This is a genomic window from Filimonas lacunae (assembly GCF_002355595.1).
GTDB lineage: Bacteria > Bacteroidota > Bacteroidia > Chitinophagales > Chitinophagaceae > Filimonas > Filimonas lacunae.
On sequence record NZ_AP017422.1, the window covers coordinates 4,914,397 to 4,930,558 of the forward strand.

Consider the following 16,162-nt stretch of genomic DNA (forward strand, 5'->3'; position numbering starts at 1 on the left):
TGTTAGTTTAAAATTTAGTGATCATCAGGTTTCTATCAGCCTCGTTTGTAACCCTTCTATTTTTCCTTCGCGGCTTATCCCCACAATAAATACATCTACCTGCACCTGCCCTATCCTATATACTGTTACCTCCTGCAACTCCTGCTTCAACACGGTTATTAACTGCCTGAATGTAGCAGCTTCTTCCTCCCGGGAACTTCCTGGCTCCGCTTTTACCATATTACGAAACAGGTACTCCACTGTTACCTGCTGTACAGGGGCATCTGCCTGCTGACCACTCCATTGCTGCAATAAAGTATTGGTAACCACCGTGGCATCGGCATGAACATATTGAAAAGGATAATCCGACTCGCTCATCATCAGCAAACCTTTGCTGGCTGCTTCCAGTTGTTGTTGCACACTCATAGGTAGATATGCTGGTTTTAATTACAGCAATGTATTACATTTAAGGCATAGTTATTATCCTGAGTACGATATTCATATGAAACACTGTATTATAACGATGCTATGCTGCTGTATGCTATTACAGCTATCTGCACAGAATGTGCGTTTGGTGCAAAAGAACAGGCAACAAATAGATGTGCTCATCAATCAACAACTGTTTACCAGTTTTTTGTATCCCGATACGCTGGAAAAGCCCATATTATACCCTGTAATAGCTGGCAACGGCGTTACCGTTACACGCGGTTTCCCCCTGGCTCCGCGTAATGGTGACAGAACCGATCACCCACACCATACAGGTATCTGGTTTAATTACGAAAGTGTAAACGGGCTTGACTTCTGGAACAACTCTTATAATATCCCTGCCGCCAACAAAGTAAAGTATGGCTGGATAAGGAACACCCAGGTAAAGCCATTACAGGCAAAAGACAATAAAGGCCTGCTAAGTTATACTGCCAACTGGGAAAACCAGGCCGGCCATCGCCTGCTGGCAGAAAAAACCAACCTGTTATTCAGCGTAGCAGACAGCAGCAGGATCATAGACCGGGTTACTACATTAACAGCCCTCCAGGACACTGTATTTTTTAAAGATGTAAAAGATGGCATGCTCGGCATTCGCATAGCTACTGTGCTGGAAATGCCTTCTGATAAAATAGCTGAATTTATTGACAGTACCGGCAACCTTAGTAAACGCAGCGCTTCCGGCAACGGCGCTACAGGCAACTATCTTACCTGCGCCGGCAAAACCGGTAACGATGCCTGGGGCACACGCGGCAGCTGGTGCCTGATATCAGCCACAGCACAACAACAACCATTATCTGTTGCTATTATCGATCATCCTGCCAATCCGGGTTATCCTACCTACTGGCATGCACGCGATTATGGCTTATTTGCAGCCAACCCGTTGGGGCAACAGGTGTTTAGTAATGGAAAAGAACAGCTGCAACTCACTCTGCTTCCCGGGCAATCTGTCACGTTCCGTTACCGTATTCTCATCACTTCCGGCAAAACTATAACAGCACAAGCCTTAGATAGGCAGGCACAAGAGTTTGCAGCTTTTAAATAAGTATCCCCGGTATAGCTCAGCGTAAGCCGTTTTCTTACTGCCCGCCTTTATAATGGGATGTAACAAGAAAACGGCTGAGCGCCTGTTTATCTTCCAGGTTAAGTGTAATCATATCTATTAATGCCTGCTGTTTATTAGCAGCCTGCTGATAATAAGCTTTACAGATAGCATACCCGATAAAATACCCCAGATCGGCCTGCCCTTCTTTTTTGTCACCTCCATTATACAACCAGTTGCTTACGTCCTTCCCTTCCCATTCTTTCACAAATAACTCCCACACCTCATTTTCATGCTGTTTGCCGTATTCTATATAAGGCGTGTTCAAAGGATATTGCAATAACAATTCTGCTATAAAATCACACACACCTTCTGCAATACAAAATCCCAACAGGTTAGAATTACGCCGGGTTTCCATATCGCCACCCTGTTGCTGTGTATGCGTTAATTCATGCGCAATAAGAGGAGTAATCCCCTTGTTCATTTTAAAGAAACCCTGCAATAAAGGGTGCAGGCCTGTTGCATTGACTGAACTATCTGCTGTGGCTATTTCTGTCCCTACCAGCACTTCCGTTTGTGTAGTAGTACCCCCTGTGCCAATAAACCCCATGATAAAATAAATATCCGGTTTCTTAAATGCCGGGTAAAGTTTCCGGTAACGATTTATCAATTGCTGCACTACAACCGCGCTATCTGCAATATGTAGTGTATGGGGTCTTATCGATTGCCAGAAAGCCGGGTGTGCCTGAATACTTTTTATAAATTTTACTGCCGTCCAGTTTCTGATGCCTGCCATCTTTTGCATGCCCACGGACCCTTTATCCAGGTACAACCGTTGCATGATCATTCTTTGCAAAGCAGTATCTTTTGTAACAGTTACGCTGTCATAAGCTTTCCAGAAACGGGCAATATCATCATAATAAATACCACTGCCCGGCTGCTGACCATACAGCAAAGAAGAAATCAGCAACGCTATAATGCACAGCATTTTTTTAAGGATAGAATAAACGGTGGCAATCATACGCATTAGTTTAAGCAGTTAAGGCTACAACGATACATTTTTTTACTTAAAACACTTCATAGGAATGTACAAATGGCCCCACACATCCCCCCCGGCACAATAAACAACTTTTTACAATTGTGGTTTATATCTATTCCTGACATTTGCATATCCGTACTATAAAACATTGTTGGATATGAAAGATTATGTTGATAAAGCCAGAAAAGAACTACAACAACTGGCTGACGCTAAAACACTTGCTTCTGCACAAAAGTTCTTTAAGGAACCCATCCTCGCCTATGGCGTAAAAACGCCAGATGCAAGGGCCATCGCCAAAAGTCTCTGGAAAGAATGCAAACAGGAAACGAAGGCCACTATCTTTGGTTATTGTGAGCAGCTATGGCAGTCTGGCTATGTAGAAGAATCAGTGATTGCCTGCGAGTGGTCATACTCCTTACGCAAGCAGTTTGAAGCCAAAGACATGAAGGTTTTTGAAAAATGGATACAGCAGTATGTCAACAACTGGTCTTCCTGCGACAACTTTTGCAATAACACCGTAGGTGCTTTACTAACACAATACCCCGAACACCTCTCCCTGCTTACTAAATGGGCCACTTCCTCCAACCGCTGGATGCGCAGGGCGGCAGCTGTATCGTTAATACTTCCAGCCCGGAATGGTTTGTTCCTCACCGAAGCCATTGACATTGCCACCCAGCAGCTGCACGATACGGACGACCTGGTACAAAAAGGCTATGGCTGGTTGCTGAAGGTAGCCAGCAAACACCATGAGAAAGCAATTTTCCGGTTTATTATGACACATAAGCAGGAAATGCCACGCACCGCCCTGCGCTATGCGATAGAGCTAATGCCGGCTGAACTAAAAGCCAAAGCCATGAGCAGATAAAGGATTTTTCACCATGTAGTGTCACCAGCAAAATATACAACGCTTACTATAGCCGGAACAGCCAATATACCACAATTTACCGCCGATTTAAAAGCACACCAGCAAGGCCACACCAACTATCCCACTTTTTGTGCTGACTGCGCAAAATCAGGCATTGAAAAATGGATCATAGATATGCAGGCAATGACCTGTACGTATTATGATAAAGCGGGTGCAACTATAATATATCTTTAGGTATTTCTACAAAGAAATAAAAGAAGGAGTTGCGGGGATCATAATCAAAACGCAGATTATAATGTATCAAAGCTGATTCAATAGTAAATACCTCCTGAAGACTGATGTCTTTTCCCATTCCTATAGCCCCTATAGCATACTTCTCCTTTTTAATGCGGGTCACAATTTTTTCAATAAAAGCATTGCATTCTGCCAGCGAAGTCCAATACGCTTTATCCAGAGAACATACAGCAACCTTCTTATTTTTATAGCGCTGGTCAAGCGTATAATAATTGTAATACTTACAACAGGGATCATGCGCATAATCCTCTTTAACCATATAAAGCCTGTCCTTTTCAAATGCAAACTGCGCTACAGGCAAAGTATCTTTCAACACTTCTGCTGTTAACGTGGTATTCAGGAATGTGGGTTGATTATAAAATTTTCGGTGATATACATATATGTTATTCTTTCTCAGGTCTATATCCCATAAATATTCCCGTTCATTCAACATTCGTGCAATTCTCTTATAATCGGAAAAGAGAATTGCCTTCTTAAACCGTATAACACATGCCATTTGACTAGTAGTATCCTGTTGCGCAAACTCCTTTTCACAAAACGAACTTAACTTTTCAATATCGTCTTCCTTATCACCTTCCCAGTTATAGTATACTAGTTTTTTACCCGCTACCCTAACATCTAGTACATAATAATTATATGATTGCGTAGTGTCATACCCAGACTTAGGTAACAAAATGATATAAGGTTTGTAATTAACAGAACCTCCCGGCGGATCGCTTTGCGCAATAGAGTTGCTACTGATAAAAAAACTGCCTGAAATCACAAGAAATAAAATAAAACGCCCGGAAAGGCTATTAGAGTTAAGGGAAAGGGGCATAGTATCAATTAGTATTGTTGCTGCAATATAAGTAGGTACAACGGCAAACCTATACATGCACATCTTTAAATATTCATGAATTTGTTATTTATCCAGCCTTACTGCTTGTAAACCGTAAAGCTTTCTTATTTTTGTATCCTCCATTCATGCAAATATATTCTGCCCTCCAAATTGGTGAATACCACCTGAATCATTGCGAAGATTACCTGGTTATAGAAGAAATTGGCAACAACAAACTACTGTGTGCCGTACTGGACGGCTGCACTATGGCCAACGAAAGCTATTTTGCGGCCACCTTAGCAGGTAAAATATTAAAGAAAATAGCCAAAGTAAAAGGCTACAAAGAGCTGTATGCCTTAGAGCCAGCTACCACAAATATGGACAGCTATCTGCTATCCATACTACAGGATCTTTTCCAGGAATTAAACAGCATTAAAAATCAATTACTACTGGATCAAAAAGACCTACTCACCACCTTGCTGCTGTTACTGGTAGACAAGAAGGAAAACCACGGTATTATACTGGTTATTGGCGATGGCATCATCAGCATCAATGGTCAGGTTACAGAGTTTGATCAGGATAACAAGCCCGACTACCTCGGTTTTCATCTGAATGAAAATGTGACAGAATGGTATCAACGACAAAAACAGAAAGTAACCTTTACCCAATGGGATGATATCAGTATTGCCACAGACGGTATACTCACTTTTACCCGCATTGCAGAGAAGCAGGATACCGGCACAATAGATCCCATCCATTTACTGCTACAGGATAGCGAGAAGAACCATGACGAAGACATGCTACAGTTAAAGCTGAAAAAGCTGGAACATGTATATGGTCTGAAACCAACAGACGATCTGGCTGTTATCAGAATAAGTCGCAGTGCTACTACTTAAATCCCCTCCTTACATCCAGGTTCAAACACGGCAGTATCAGTAGTAAAAGGGGTATTTCAAAGCTTGCGCTACAGCCGCTATTAAACTACGCCGCATGAACTACGATTTGCATGTAGGCACTATATTGGGCTTATCAGGTAAGGTTCTTGTTTTCTGTACTACTTTAATAGGTGCATCCTTACCGGTTACCGGGTTTATTATCTGGTGGGGTAAAAAGAAGAAAGGCAGTAAGAAAGCCGGCAAAAAAGCAGTTACCGCTAAAGCCGAAAACGTTACGGCATAGATGATTCTTTATAAGACGCATAAGGGGCAGTTGCTACAATATCAGCCACTGCCCCTTATTTTATGTCAATAGCTGTTGTTCCTTATTCATCCTTATACAACTCGCTAAACTTATCGTATGCTTTGCTAAGCGCCGCATTAGCGGTTTCCAACACTTCAGGCTCCAGCTGTGTTGTGCGGGAAGTGTGTTTTAAAAATGCCTGCTGATTTTCTAACACTACATGCGCCATCACCGTTTTATCACCCCAGAAATAATCATAAATAAGCGCAAAACCTTTTTCTCCCGGCTCCATAAAAGTTGCCAGGCTTTTCACCCAGGCTAGTGTAGGCAATATTTCCTCATAGTTTTCACTTAAAAACAATACACTGAAAGTCCACACGCTTTCCTGCGCATTTTCATCTTCATAACATCCCAATTGCGGAAGCGCCAGAAACCCGGTGGCAATATCACCGTTATTTTTTGAATCATAAAATTTCGGCACTTGCGTAAGTGGTGATGGACTGTACATTTCCCGGCTGTTCCACCAGGCAGTCCAATCTTCATCTACTTCATGGGCAACAGATTCGGATTGAAAAAATTGCGCTAATCGTTCCTTGCTGATAGGAACGTGTACGTACAAGGAGTTTTGTTCAGACATAGATTATTCCATTACATGTTTATTGCTAAAAGGCACTGCAATATAAAAGAAAACACAACACTCTCTTAGTATGCCCTTCCGCAACACAACAGACGCCATCAGGTTAACATTACTCTATTTTTGACGCAACAGTACCTATCTCATCCGCAGCAGTAAACGCTTTAAAAGTCAACTCCCACACCAGCCATAACCACACAATAAAACAAGGCAGGGTTTTTAAAGAATAAGGCCGGATAAAATGATTACGGATATAGGCCGGGAACAAGTCTGTAGGCGACAAACTGGTTACCAATAACACAAACACCAATGCTGCAATAGCCCATTTGCCAGGCTTAGGTTGTTGTAACATAAACCAGATGCCCACACCTGCTACAGCAATTACATAAGTAGACGACTCAGAAGAGGTACTGAAAATCACCACCGAAATAAGCGCCAGCGCCAGGTATCTCAGGCGAAAGGAAAGAAACGCTGATTTTGAAAAGCGTAACAAAGGCAAGCCAAACAATAGCATAGCAGGCAATAAAACCTGGATATCTTTAAACCAGGAAGGATTAAAACCGTGCCGTATCATGCCCTGCACACAAAAATCCTGCATATGTGTAGGAGTCATATTATTTACACTTTCTGCCACCTTCCCTACCAGCGAATACCACCAGTCCTGGTAAGATTGTATTACAAAGTAAGGAGATGAAATCACCATGGGCAATGCAAACAGCACCACCAGCCAGCCGATAAACGACATCACAAAATTCCACTTGTGCCTGGAGAAGCAGAAAAAGGCCAACCCTACAATGCCATATAGTTTAGTCATAAAGCCCAATGCGATGAATAAAGTAGCCCAACTATCCTTCTCTTTTTCCACCAGTGTAAAAGACAGTATGATAAAAGCAGCTACCAGCGCGTTGTATTGCACATTGTGAATAGAGGTCATCATTTCCAATGCCGTAATAAACAGGATGGCAGTGGTAGCCTTTCGATTCAATGGCAACTGACGAATGGCGTACAATAACATAAAGGCACTGAACAAAGCCCAGAGTATTACCCCTGCTGTATCAGGCAACAATGCAAACGGGGCAATCAGTATACTGAACACCGGGCCGTAATGATTAAGATCTTCATATTCCTGCGGATAGAATAAATACAGGTTGCGTTGGTGTACGGTATGCCAGAATACATTTTTATAAACGAAGTAGTTGTTGATGGAATGATGAAGTATTTCGGCTAATACAGCCGCAAAAGCCATCCCAAACCAGATAATATAGATAAAAGGAACAGTACGGTTAAAAATGCGCACTTCTTTATGAATGAAGTTCATGCGTGTATATATTAGGTGTTTATCTGGTAAAAGTAGTTGAAAAACAATTTGTACAAGAATCTGCCAGACCTATCAAAACGGTTGCTTCACCTAAAACAACCCCTGTATCAGTATTTTGCCGACCAGTTTACAATACCACCTGACGAAAAATCCCCCCTGTAAAAGCAAACAGGCGTTCTATGGAACGCCTGTTTGACACTACTCTTTATCCATATCCACACATTTATAAAGACGAGCTTACTTTTTTCAACGGCGTTAACGTTACATTACCATTTATTCCCGAAGGCAGTGGATTCCAGTTGATAGCCGTAAACAAGCCATCGCTGCCCCTGTTGGCTTTGTCGTGCGCCTGAAAGTTGGTGTTATAAAATATCCTGTAAGGTACCTGGTGTTTATCCATATCAATGATCCGGTTAGCCATCAGGTTGGCTACTTTTATTTCCAGCTGATTTTGCGGCTGCAAAGCAGTGGCAGGAATATCGATAGAATAATCCGGCCCCAGTAAAGTAATCAGCTTCTTACCATTCAAATACACTTCCGCACTTCCATACACCTGGTCCAGGTGTAAACGCCAGGCTTCGGCGCTACCCTGCGGCGTTGCAAAACCGATCTGGTAAGCAGCGATACCCGAAAACGCTTTTACATCTTCGCCACCTAGTTCAGTCCACGAAACCAACTTGTCTGTTGTAACAGGTTGTGGCAAAACAGGACCGCCTTCTTCAAAACGGATAGTCCACTTGCCTTTTATTGATACCCCTTGTCCTGCAGGCTGATAATATACGTATGCAGCTCCCTGCTGTGCCTGTACATAAGTATGCAAAATGCAGCTTTCGCCGGGTTGCAGTTGCAGATATACCGCTGTTTGCCCGTCAGACTGTTGTTGTACAGCTGCCAGTCCCGCTTGCTTTTGCATAGGATCATATACCACTACAGATGCGGCATGGGTAGCCAGGCTCACCTGCTTTTCAATAGCCTTATTGCCGGCATTGGTTACAAAATAGCAATAACCATCCTTATCCCTGCGGCGTACAAACTGTAAGCCTTCGTCTGTCATCACCTCCCGCTGAATGCCCGCTACCTGTAATAAAGTAGTAATATCATCCGCCAACACTACTCTTCCCGTGCCTATGCTGGCCGTTTTAACACCATTGACATCTGCAAATTGCAGGGACGACTTTAAAGCAGCAAAGGTTTTGCGGCGCTCTTCCAATTGCCCCAGTCCCGGAACATCCACAGGCAGGTTTTTATATACCAGCACAGTTGCACCTTCTTTAGCCATGCTCACCACCTTATTCCATGTAGTCAGCGGCATGTAGCGGCAGTCGGGCAACACAATGGTTTTATAGGGCTGTTTGCCGGATAACAACTTAGCTCCTTCTGCCTTCATGGCAGCAATTTGTTTATCAGATATAAAATCGAATGTATACCCTTTGTTCAGCATCGTTTCAGATACACTGGCAAAGCCGGTTCCGTTAAAGTCGGGCTTCAAAGCATCGTAATGTTTCAGCAAAGCACTCCCGGGTTCGGCATAACTATCATATACCGGGTAATATATCAGCACATCATTATCCGGCGTACCCTGTTGCAGGAAAGACTGGCAACGGGCAATGTATTCGTTTAAAGTGCTAAAGTGCTTCCAGAACGGATTGGTGGGCTGAAAATGCACAGCGGCATAAAACAACCATCCCGGCCAGGGCTCATCTTTGGGCGAATAACTGATACCATGATAAAAGACATGGTTTACACCCCCTACAAAGAATTTATCAATAGCTTGTTTTACATCTCCTAAAGAAGACAGAAAATGATCGTGCAGCCAGGTTGCCGATTCGGAAGAAGCCAATGGCTTACCGCTTACATGTGCTGCTGAAGTAGCAAACTTAAAACGGAGCACATCATTTCCTTCTGTTTCCGGGATATCGATAGCAGCATACAAATCCAGGATGTTGGCTGGTGAGCCGTGCGACTGGTTACGGATCAACGCACCTTTGGCACTGCCCCAGACATGCCAGGGCCGGGTAAAATTATCCAGTAACAGTTCGGATATGGTTTCGCGGTAATCACACACTACCCGGCTAACGGTTTCCTTATCCCCATCGCCAAACAAAGCAGGCAAAAAAAACCGGAGATCGTAACCACGGCGTTTGATAAACTCCGCAAAGAATGCCGGTGTAAAGTTGGATTGACCACGCGCATCATCCACCTCATAAGAATCGTTGAAAAAAGCGCGGATACCACTGAGATCATGCCCTTTAAAAGCGGAATCAAAATGTCCTAAATAATGAGCAAGAGCTGTTTGAGAAAAGTGATCTATTACAAAGCCTTCCCCGCCAGGCGCTGCTCTTTCCACCATTTTACCATGATCGCCAAGAAACAACGCATATAAATGCCAGTCATTCCCCGCAGGCGCTGTCCAGTTTAAACGTCCATCCTTATCTACTTTATTGGTAAGATCCATTTTTTTGCCTTTACCGTTATATGCCATCAGAATGGTCAATGGTAAATTCCTTTGAAACCGCAGCTGATCTAAAGCCATTACCTGCAGGTTAGCATTACTGCCATAAGGCTGTTTAATATCTTTAATATCCGGCGCTACGCCATCGGCACGCACCAGGGGCTGCTGCACAAACACTATCGGTTCATCCAGCTTAGCGCCCCCTTTCACTTCATACTTTTTCCAGAACAGCTCTTTACTGGCATCGTTATCCGACACCCAGGGCCCGCCAAATGGCCAACCTGTTGCATTGGCAACATCAATGCCCATATCCAGCCGTTTGCCCTCCTGCAAAGTATATTGCAGCATGTTTATCCACTGCGGGGAAAGAAACGGAATAAACTCCTTTTCGTGCCCCTTTACGCCATAGATAGGCGTTATTTCCAAACCTCCCAGACCTGCCTTGCTATAGGTTTCCATATTCCAGGAAAGATCCTTTTTATTCACCGCACTGCCTTCCCACCACCAACGGGTCCAAGGCTTAGCCTGCCTGGTTACTTCCGGCCAGTTCCACTGCGCGCCGCACTCTACAGCATACAGGGAAAGGGCAGCCAATGCCATCACTTTTAACTTGTTACTACGTGTATGATACATATTGCAAACAGCTTTTAAGCCAATAGATATACCTGGATAAACAGCCAACCGCCGGGAGATGCAAGCACTATATGCGTGATTTTATGAGCAAACAATTATACTGTTGTCAGGCAGCAGCCAAGTTAGCGGACAGGCACACGACTTGCGTCCTGTGCTGTCCTGCATAAAACAGCCTTCGTTCATTTTACCTAAAATACTATATTTAACCACCTAAACTTTTAAAACCTGAACCATAATGAATACATCAGTAATCGAAAACAAGATTTCTACCCACAAAAACGTGCTGGTTGTTTTACAGGAAGACAATACTCCCCCTGATGCCGAAAACCGCTATTTAATGGATCACTTTTGTGGAAAGGTAGTACACAGCTTTGCAGAGATACAGCCAACGCAGGAAAGAGTGTATGTATGTGGCAATATCAACGCTACACAAGAAACGCCCGGTGCCTTCTTTATTATCAAAGAGCTATCCACCAATTACGAAAGCTACCCTAACAACAACACCCGGCTCATCACACTAGGCGAAGTCCCTGTTGTTATCAGTAATGCCGGCGTATACTTTAGAAAGCTATTTACAGGCAACGACTATTTTCATAAAATAAAATCAGAGCACAACTTCCAGGAGCTCACAGAATCGAATAAACAATCCAAAGCTTTCCGCAAAGGCATCTACTTAACCAACATTACCAAAGAAGAAAAGGAAGATGGCAAAGAAGCGTTGCACTACCGCCTGTTAAGATGTTCCAGCAATTTAACCGGTCCTACAGATAACTTCCGTACTACCGACCGCGAAATTATACACCTGCTGAATGATGCCGCAAAATATGTTTTTGAGTACCCGACAGATCTCAATCACGTACTGGCACAGATATATGAAAACAAGAAGAGAACAGATGGCAGCGAGAAAGAAGATAAAGCCAGGATTAAAGCGCATTCCGATAAAACGAAAGACATGCCCCAGGAAGGCCTGATTGCTTTTTGCACTTTTTATGAAAACGCAGATGCCAGTCACCTGAAGCCCTCCGCTACCGACAGGTATGATGTATGCTTTAAAGATGTGAGCGGCTTAACAAAGCTGCACTTTAAATTAAAAAGCACCGTGGAAGATGCGTCTTTAGAAAAAGAATTCAGTGTTACCTTATACCCTGATTCTGCTTTCATTATCCCGCTTTCTACCAATAGATTATACACGCATGAAATCAGGCCATCCATGCTCAACGCCGACCGTATGCCTACCAGGCTGGGCTATGTGGTTCGTTGCTCTAATGTAGAAGCCCGGTATATCGATGACCAGGCCTATCTATTTGAAAACGGGCAGCTTATTCAACTGGAGCCCATCACCACAGAAACCCACCAGGAATTGAAGGGTGTTTACTACAAAGAAAACATATCAGAGAAAATAGTGCAATACGGCAAAGTGCATTTTAGCATGAATACAGGCGATTACGAAAAACCTATTTACTAAACCTATTCCGGATGAGTAATACCGCATTTCATAAAATCACACTGAATTTTCCGCATAACTTATTTTCCGAATTGGCGGGCTCAACAACGTTTGAGCCCGTTATAAAAGGCCGCACCGGCAATCACCTGGTAAAGCCAGAGGATAAAGGTATACCCATAGTACGCACCACTACCCGGTACCATATACCTGCTAACACCTTCTCTGCCACGCACCAGCGCATTGCAGACAGAATCTATGCTACTATCCGTAATAACAACCCGGCCAACATTCCTGCCCTGCATTTTAACAATGCCCTCATAGAAGTGTATGATGCAGTATATGCCAAAATGAATTTTCATTCCGATCAAAACCTGGATCTGGCCAATGATTCTTACATAGGCCTGTTCTCCTGTTATGAAAATCCGGATACACTTACCGAACAGCATATCCGAAAACTAAAGATCAAAAACAAAGTAACGGATGAAGAGCATGAGCATTCTTTAACCCAGCATTCGGTTATCCTGTTTTCATTAGCCACCAACACGCAATTCCTGCATAAAATTGTATTGAATGTGCTCCCGAATGCAAAACCACTGGCTACAGACAATAAATGGCTGGGCATCACTTTTCGCACCTCAAAAACCTATATTCAGTTTAAGGATAACCAACCCTATTTTAGCACCGGGCAACCACTCACAATAGCGAACGAAGAACAGGCTACCGAGTTCTTCAAACTGAGAGGACAAGAGAACAGAAATGTAGATTTTGAATACCCTGAACTTACTTATACTATCAATCCGGCAGATACCATGATGCCGAAATCATAGCTTTTACCTTACCGGAAGCATAGGTTAATATTTTAAGGATATTAAGTATATACATCCCCCTTGTTTCTGTTGTAGTTCATACAAACTATAACATCAGCTTATCTAATACATAGGCATCAACCCATGCTGGAATATTATTATCGATCACTTCTATAGTAGTTCCATTTACAATCTCCAGCACCAGTCGATAGTGATCATCTGAGTTATCTATCACAAAACATCTATAGCAGTAAGGAATCATTGATGATAACAATGTCATAGAACGAACATAGCGATCTCTGATTTTCTGCTCACTTACTGGATGACCTCCTTTGTTAACACGAGCTGCAACTCTTGCTACATTGATATCTGCTGACTCAGTGGAGATAAAATAAAGATAATTTTTAAAGCCTGACTTAGCGGAGCGCTGAAGCATCTCGAGCTTAGATTCATGAGACATCACAGTTTCGAATGAGAAGGTTTCACCCTGATCTAATAACAGGTTTCTAAGGAAGTCAGCTATAAGCGCAGCAGCATAGGAATTAGCCTGCTGATCAACCTTTATAACATTGTTGGAAAATGATATACCTATTTGCAATCCTTCATTTTCCGCCTTAGCCAATAGTGTAGAATGTTGTAAAAAAGCAGCGAAAGCAGGAGCCGTAGATGCTAAACCATAATCTCCCAGGTTAATAAATCCTTTGTCACGGCAAGCTTTTTCAATATCGTCAGCATTGACATATGCCCCAGTGGCTACAAGTTTCTGAATTTCTTTAATAATGGTGCTTTTGCCTGAGCCATTGGGGCCTGCAAAAACACGCATTCTCCGGCTAGCCTTTTTTGACATGCAATACAGTTCCTTTAGTGAAGACTCTCTTATTGATTGCGGTGGTATGTTGTTCTATTTTGCTAAGTCTTTCCACATCGCCATTACTATTCTTTTGAACTACCCATCCATCCTCCGCCACAACAATTGGTATATTCAAAGCTTTATTTTCGTTAATAGCATTTGCAGCAGCACTGCGTGCTATTTCTGTAAAAAACTGTTTGTCATGTTTGTCTTCCACTTCACTTAAAGAAGAGTAACGTGATTCCAACCGGCGATAAAACATTCCGGTACTTGATATTCTAAGTTTAGTTCCTTTCTTTCTTTTCGGATTTGCCATGGCCTGCTATTTTAATATACAACCAGCATAGCTCAATATACAATTTTTCGAAAACATTGTAAATAGGAATGTTGATAGTATTGGTAGATAACAATTCACAAAAAAAGGAAATGGTTTAAAAACAAAAAAGCTCACATTCCTGTGAGCTTTTTGCGGACCGGACGGGACTCGAACCCGCGACCTCCGCCGTGACAGGGCGGCATTCTAACCAACTGAACTACCGATCCAAACCTTCCCTTTAGTGGCTTTCCACGTTACCGTTCTACCGTTTTGGGAGTGCAAATATAGGGGTAATTATTTTGAACCAACAAATTCTTTTTCAAAAATTTTCAAACTTTTTTTCCTGTGTAACTAATTGATACTGTTTTAAATGATTGCAACACTTGTGTGGTGTAGATTTGAGCTACGGAAAAAATATATGCAGTATGGAGAATGTTCAGTTTACTAAAGACGAAAAAGGAAATGGCAGCTTTTTTATCCTGGATGGAGACAAAAAAATTGCCGAAATGGTGATACACGAGGGTACCAACCATTTGACCGTTTACCACACCGAGGTACAACCCGAAGCCGAAGGTAAGGGTCTGGCCAAAGAGCTATTGAACGCCATGGTAAGCTATGTACGGGAACGGCATTATAAGCTGATTCCTTTATGCGTTTATGTAGCCGCACAGGTAAAGCGTCATCCGGAAGATTTTGCAGACATTTTACAGGCTTAAATTGCTTAATCCATTCCACCGCTTACCTGTATCCGCCATTTGCCGTTTTCCTTTACAATGTAAACAGGCTCAAAGCTGATATTGGTAAGCCTGTCGGGATTCTTATAACGGATGACATAATCCGCCTTCCCTTCCACATCCTTTTCTACCTTGCTTGCGGCTATTAAAGCAGGCCAGCGTTTATCTAACGGGGTTAAAAAGGTTTTGGCTGCCCATACGGCTTTTTCGTGCAAAGCAGCCGTATCTACAGTGTCCGTAATATTGGTAACGATGGTAGCAGCGTACCAGTAAAAATAGCAGCCACCAATATGTAAGCGTAAGCTATCCCCATTTGCCAGCGCTACTATTGCAAACTTCTCTTCTTTATCCCAGCTAAAAACCACATCCGGCTTCCAGGCGCGCAAACTCTTTACTGTAAACTTGTATATGCTGGTATCAAAAACACAATCGTCTGCCACCGGCTCTTTGAGAGAATGATTCACATGAGTGTCCAGCAGAGGCGTAGTGTCACCGGCCGCCATTTTAGCTATAACATCTTCCTGTACAGGGGCTGGATTATCGGTTATGCCCGTTACCTTTGCTACAGCTGTAAGAATGCCACACACGGCAATGATGTAATACCAGAGCATACGTTTCTTTCTCTGATCCGGTACATTTTTATTGGTGTGCATCTCATAAATACTCCACACCATTATAGCAGTAAATACCACACCGGAAATGGCTACAGCCGTTTTATTTTCCAGGAAATCTATCGCTACAAATGATCCCAGCATCACCAGCATAATCAACCAACGAAATTGCTGCATCCAGGGCTTTTTATTGGAAAAAGGCTGAATAGCCTGCAACAAAGCTTCCAGGGCTTCTTTGTTTTCTATTTGCGACGGAATGAAAATATGCGATGACTGGCTGTGCGCATAAACAGTAATACTATCGCTACTGCTTTTCACAATGGATTTTACATCTTTGTAATACAGTGTAATTTCCGGGGTACCTGCCTGCTGACGGACAAGACTATTATCCGTGATGGTTAAGGTATAGCTCTCTAATAATATTTTGCTCTTATGAAGTCCCCGTTTAATACCTCTTACCAAAAACAGGGCTATTACTCCTAACATCAACAACACCATCCATACATCCCACTCCGCTCCTGCTGGTTTAGTACAGTAAATGGTTAGCAATGCTATCAACACCGCAATTATACAAACAGGGATTATCTTTTTCAGGCTGACTTTCTTGTATTCCTCAAAAGAGCCGGGCAGGGTTTTAAATTGTTGCATGGATAAAATGAAGCAGTA

Annotated in this window: 17 protein-coding genes and 1 tRNA gene; 8 read left to right on the top strand and 10 right to left on the bottom strand. The window is 42.8% G+C overall.

What is annotated here, in order from left to right:
• Positions 1-24: 24 nt before the first annotated feature.
• Positions 25-405 (bottom strand): nuclease A inhibitor family protein, encoded by a 381-nt coding sequence (locus FLA_RS19315; protein WP_076379115.1) that lies wholly within the window; start codon positions 403-405, stop codon positions 25-27.
• Between the two features lie 112 nt (positions 406-517).
• On the opposite strand from FLA_RS19315, the gene FLA_RS19320 reads away from it, so the two are divergent.
• Positions 518-1,507 carry a DUF6807 domain-containing protein gene (locus FLA_RS19320; RefSeq protein ID WP_197705808.1) on the top strand — a complete coding sequence of 330 codons (990 nt, stop codon included), beginning with the start codon at positions 518-520 and terminating at the stop codon, positions 1,505-1,507.
• A gap of 34 nt (positions 1,508-1,541) precedes the next feature.
• Here FLA_RS19320 and FLA_RS19325 read toward each other — a convergent pair whose 3' ends face one another.
• Entirely contained in the window at positions 1,542-2,525 is a 984-nt protein-coding gene (locus tag FLA_RS19325; protein WP_159445100.1) for a DUF2268 domain-containing putative Zn-dependent protease, read from the bottom strand.
• 175 nt (positions 2,526-2,700) lie between these two features.
• On the opposite strand from FLA_RS19325, the gene FLA_RS19330 reads away from it, so the two are divergent.
• Complete coding sequence (locus FLA_RS19330) at positions 2,701-3,408, top strand: DNA alkylation repair protein (protein ID WP_076379121.1); 708 nt, start codon at positions 2,701-2,703, stop codon at positions 3,406-3,408.
• Between the two features lie 18 nt (positions 3,409-3,426).
• The gene (locus FLA_RS19335; protein ID WP_076379123.1) at positions 3,427-3,642 is read left to right on the top strand and encodes a DUF1398 family protein; all 216 of its coding nucleotides are present in this window, start codon (positions 3,427-3,429) and stop codon (positions 3,640-3,642) included.
• Here FLA_RS19335 and FLA_RS19340 read toward each other — a convergent pair.
• Positions 3,626-4,465, bottom strand: coding sequence for a hypothetical protein (locus FLA_RS19340; RefSeq protein ID WP_144264028.1), 840 nt, complete (start codon positions 4,463-4,465; stop codon positions 3,626-3,628). The two genes, FLA_RS19335 and FLA_RS19340, sit on opposite strands and share 17 nt — an antisense overlap.
• Before the next feature lie 200 nt (positions 4,466-4,665).
• Between FLA_RS19340 and FLA_RS19345 the strand changes: the two genes are divergently transcribed.
• Positions 4,666-5,415, top strand: coding sequence for a protein phosphatase 2C domain-containing protein (locus FLA_RS19345; protein ID WP_076379127.1), 750 nt, complete (start codon positions 4,666-4,668; stop codon positions 5,413-5,415).
• 94 nt (positions 5,416-5,509) lie between these two features.
• Positions 5,510-5,698, top strand: a complete 189-nt coding sequence (locus tag FLA_RS19350) for a PepSY domain-containing protein (protein WP_084206218.1) — start codon at positions 5,510-5,512, stop codon at positions 5,696-5,698.
• 82 nt (positions 5,699-5,780) lie between these two features.
• Here FLA_RS19350 and FLA_RS19355 read toward each other — a convergent pair whose 3' ends face one another.
• From FLA_RS19355 to FLA_RS19365, 3 genes are all read right to left on the bottom strand, one after another.
• Positions 5,781-6,335, bottom strand: coding sequence for a hypothetical protein (locus tag FLA_RS19355; RefSeq protein ID WP_076379129.1), 555 nt, complete (start codon positions 6,333-6,335; stop codon positions 5,781-5,783).
• A gap of 109 nt (positions 6,336-6,444) precedes the next feature.
• Positions 6,445-7,650: a glycosyltransferase family 87 protein gene (locus FLA_RS19360; protein ID WP_076379131.1), complete on the bottom strand. Its 1,206-nt coding sequence runs from the start codon at positions 7,648-7,650 to the stop codon at positions 6,445-6,447.
• 223 nt (positions 7,651-7,873) lie between these two features.
• Positions 7,874-10,735 carry a glycosyl hydrolase gene (locus tag FLA_RS19365; RefSeq protein ID WP_197705809.1) on the bottom strand — a complete coding sequence of 954 codons (2,862 nt, stop codon included), beginning with the start codon at positions 10,733-10,735 and terminating at the stop codon, positions 7,874-7,876.
• 235 nt (positions 10,736-10,970) lie between these two features.
• Between FLA_RS19365 and FLA_RS19370 the strand changes: the two genes are divergently transcribed.
• The gene (locus FLA_RS19370) at positions 10,971-12,200 is read left to right on the top strand and encodes a hypothetical protein (RefSeq protein ID WP_076379133.1); all 1,230 of its coding nucleotides are present in this window, start codon (positions 10,971-10,973) and stop codon (positions 12,198-12,200) included.
• 11 nt (positions 12,201-12,211) lie between these two features.
• Complete coding sequence (locus FLA_RS19375) at positions 12,212-13,006, top strand: hypothetical protein (RefSeq protein ID WP_076379135.1); 795 nt, start codon at positions 12,212-12,214, stop codon at positions 13,004-13,006.
• Between the two features lie 85 nt (positions 13,007-13,091).
• Here the strand turns inward: FLA_RS19375 and FLA_RS19380 are convergent, their stop codons facing one another.
• From FLA_RS19380 to FLA_RS19390, 3 genes are all read right to left on the bottom strand, one after another.
• Complete coding sequence (locus FLA_RS19380; RefSeq protein ID WP_076379137.1) at positions 13,092-13,808, bottom strand: hypothetical protein; 717 nt, start codon at positions 13,806-13,808, stop codon at positions 13,092-13,094.
• 7 nt (positions 13,809-13,815) lie between these two features.
• Positions 13,816-14,151 carry a hypothetical protein gene (locus tag FLA_RS19385; RefSeq protein WP_076379139.1) on the bottom strand — a complete coding sequence of 112 codons (336 nt, stop codon included), beginning with the start codon at positions 14,149-14,151 and terminating at the stop codon, positions 13,816-13,818.
• 153 nt (positions 14,152-14,304) lie between these two features.
• A tRNA-Asp gene (locus tag FLA_RS19390) sits at positions 14,305-14,378 on the bottom strand.
• A gap of 198 nt (positions 14,379-14,576) precedes the next feature.
• Here FLA_RS19390 and FLA_RS19395 point away from each other — a divergent pair.
• Positions 14,577-14,867, top strand: coding sequence for a GNAT family N-acetyltransferase (locus tag FLA_RS19395; protein ID WP_076379141.1), 291 nt, complete (start codon positions 14,577-14,579; stop codon positions 14,865-14,867).
• A 5-nt stretch (positions 14,868-14,872) separates the two neighbouring features.
• On the opposite strand, the gene FLA_RS19400 is transcribed toward FLA_RS19395, so the two are convergent.
• Entirely contained in the window at positions 14,873-16,144 is a 1,272-nt protein-coding gene (locus FLA_RS19400; RefSeq protein WP_076379143.1) for a hypothetical protein, read from the bottom strand.
• Positions 16,145-16,162: the final 18 nt, after the last annotated feature.

What these genes read in the sequence shown, in the direction of transcription:
- FLA_RS19315 (WP_076379115.1), bottom strand. Translation starts at nt 405, where the DNA reads ATGAGTGTGCAACAACAACTGGAAGCAGCCAGCAAAGGTTTGCTGATG.
- FLA_RS19320 (WP_197705808.1), top strand. Translation starts at nt 518, where the DNA reads ATGCTATTACAGCTATCTGCACAGAATGTGCGTTTGGTGCAAAAGAAC.
- FLA_RS19325 (WP_159445100.1), bottom strand. Translation starts at nt 2,525, where the DNA reads ATGATTGCCACCGTTTATTCTATCCTTAAAAAAATGCTGTGCATTATA.
- FLA_RS19330 (WP_076379121.1), top strand. Translation starts at nt 2,701, where the DNA reads ATGAAAGATTATGTTGATAAAGCCAGAAAAGAACTACAACAACTGGCT.
- FLA_RS19345 (WP_076379127.1), top strand. Translation starts at nt 4,666, where the DNA reads ATGCAAATATATTCTGCCCTCCAAATTGGTGAATACCACCTGAATCAT.
- FLA_RS19350 (WP_084206218.1), top strand. Translation starts at nt 5,510, where the DNA reads ATGAACTACGATTTGCATGTAGGCACTATATTGGGCTTATCAGGTAAG.
- FLA_RS19355 (WP_076379129.1), bottom strand. Translation starts at nt 6,335, where the DNA reads ATGTCTGAACAAAACTCCTTGTACGTACACGTTCCTATCAGCAAGGAA.
- FLA_RS19360 (WP_076379131.1), bottom strand. Translation starts at nt 7,650, where the DNA reads ATGAACTTCATTCATAAAGAAGTGCGCATTTTTAACCGTACTGTTCCT.
- FLA_RS19365 (WP_197705809.1), bottom strand. Translation starts at nt 10,735, where the DNA reads ATGTATCATACACGTAGTAACAAGTTAAAAGTGATGGCATTGGCTGCC.
- FLA_RS19370 (WP_076379133.1), top strand. Translation starts at nt 10,971, where the DNA reads ATGAATACATCAGTAATCGAAAACAAGATTTCTACCCACAAAAACGTG.
- FLA_RS19375 (WP_076379135.1), top strand. Translation starts at nt 12,212, where the DNA reads ATGAGTAATACCGCATTTCATAAAATCACACTGAATTTTCCGCATAAC.
- FLA_RS19380 (WP_076379137.1), bottom strand. Translation starts at nt 13,808, where the DNA reads ATGCGTGTTTTTGCAGGCCCCAATGGCTCAGGCAAAAGCACCATTATT.
- FLA_RS19385 (WP_076379139.1), bottom strand. Translation starts at nt 14,151, where the DNA reads ATGGCAAATCCGAAAAGAAAGAAAGGAACTAAACTTAGAATATCAAGT.
- FLA_RS19395 (WP_076379141.1), top strand. Translation starts at nt 14,577, where the DNA reads ATGGAGAATGTTCAGTTTACTAAAGACGAAAAAGGAAATGGCAGCTTT.
- FLA_RS19400 (WP_076379143.1), bottom strand. Translation starts at nt 16,144, where the DNA reads ATGCAACAATTTAAAACCCTGCCCGGCTCTTTTGAGGAATACAAGAAA.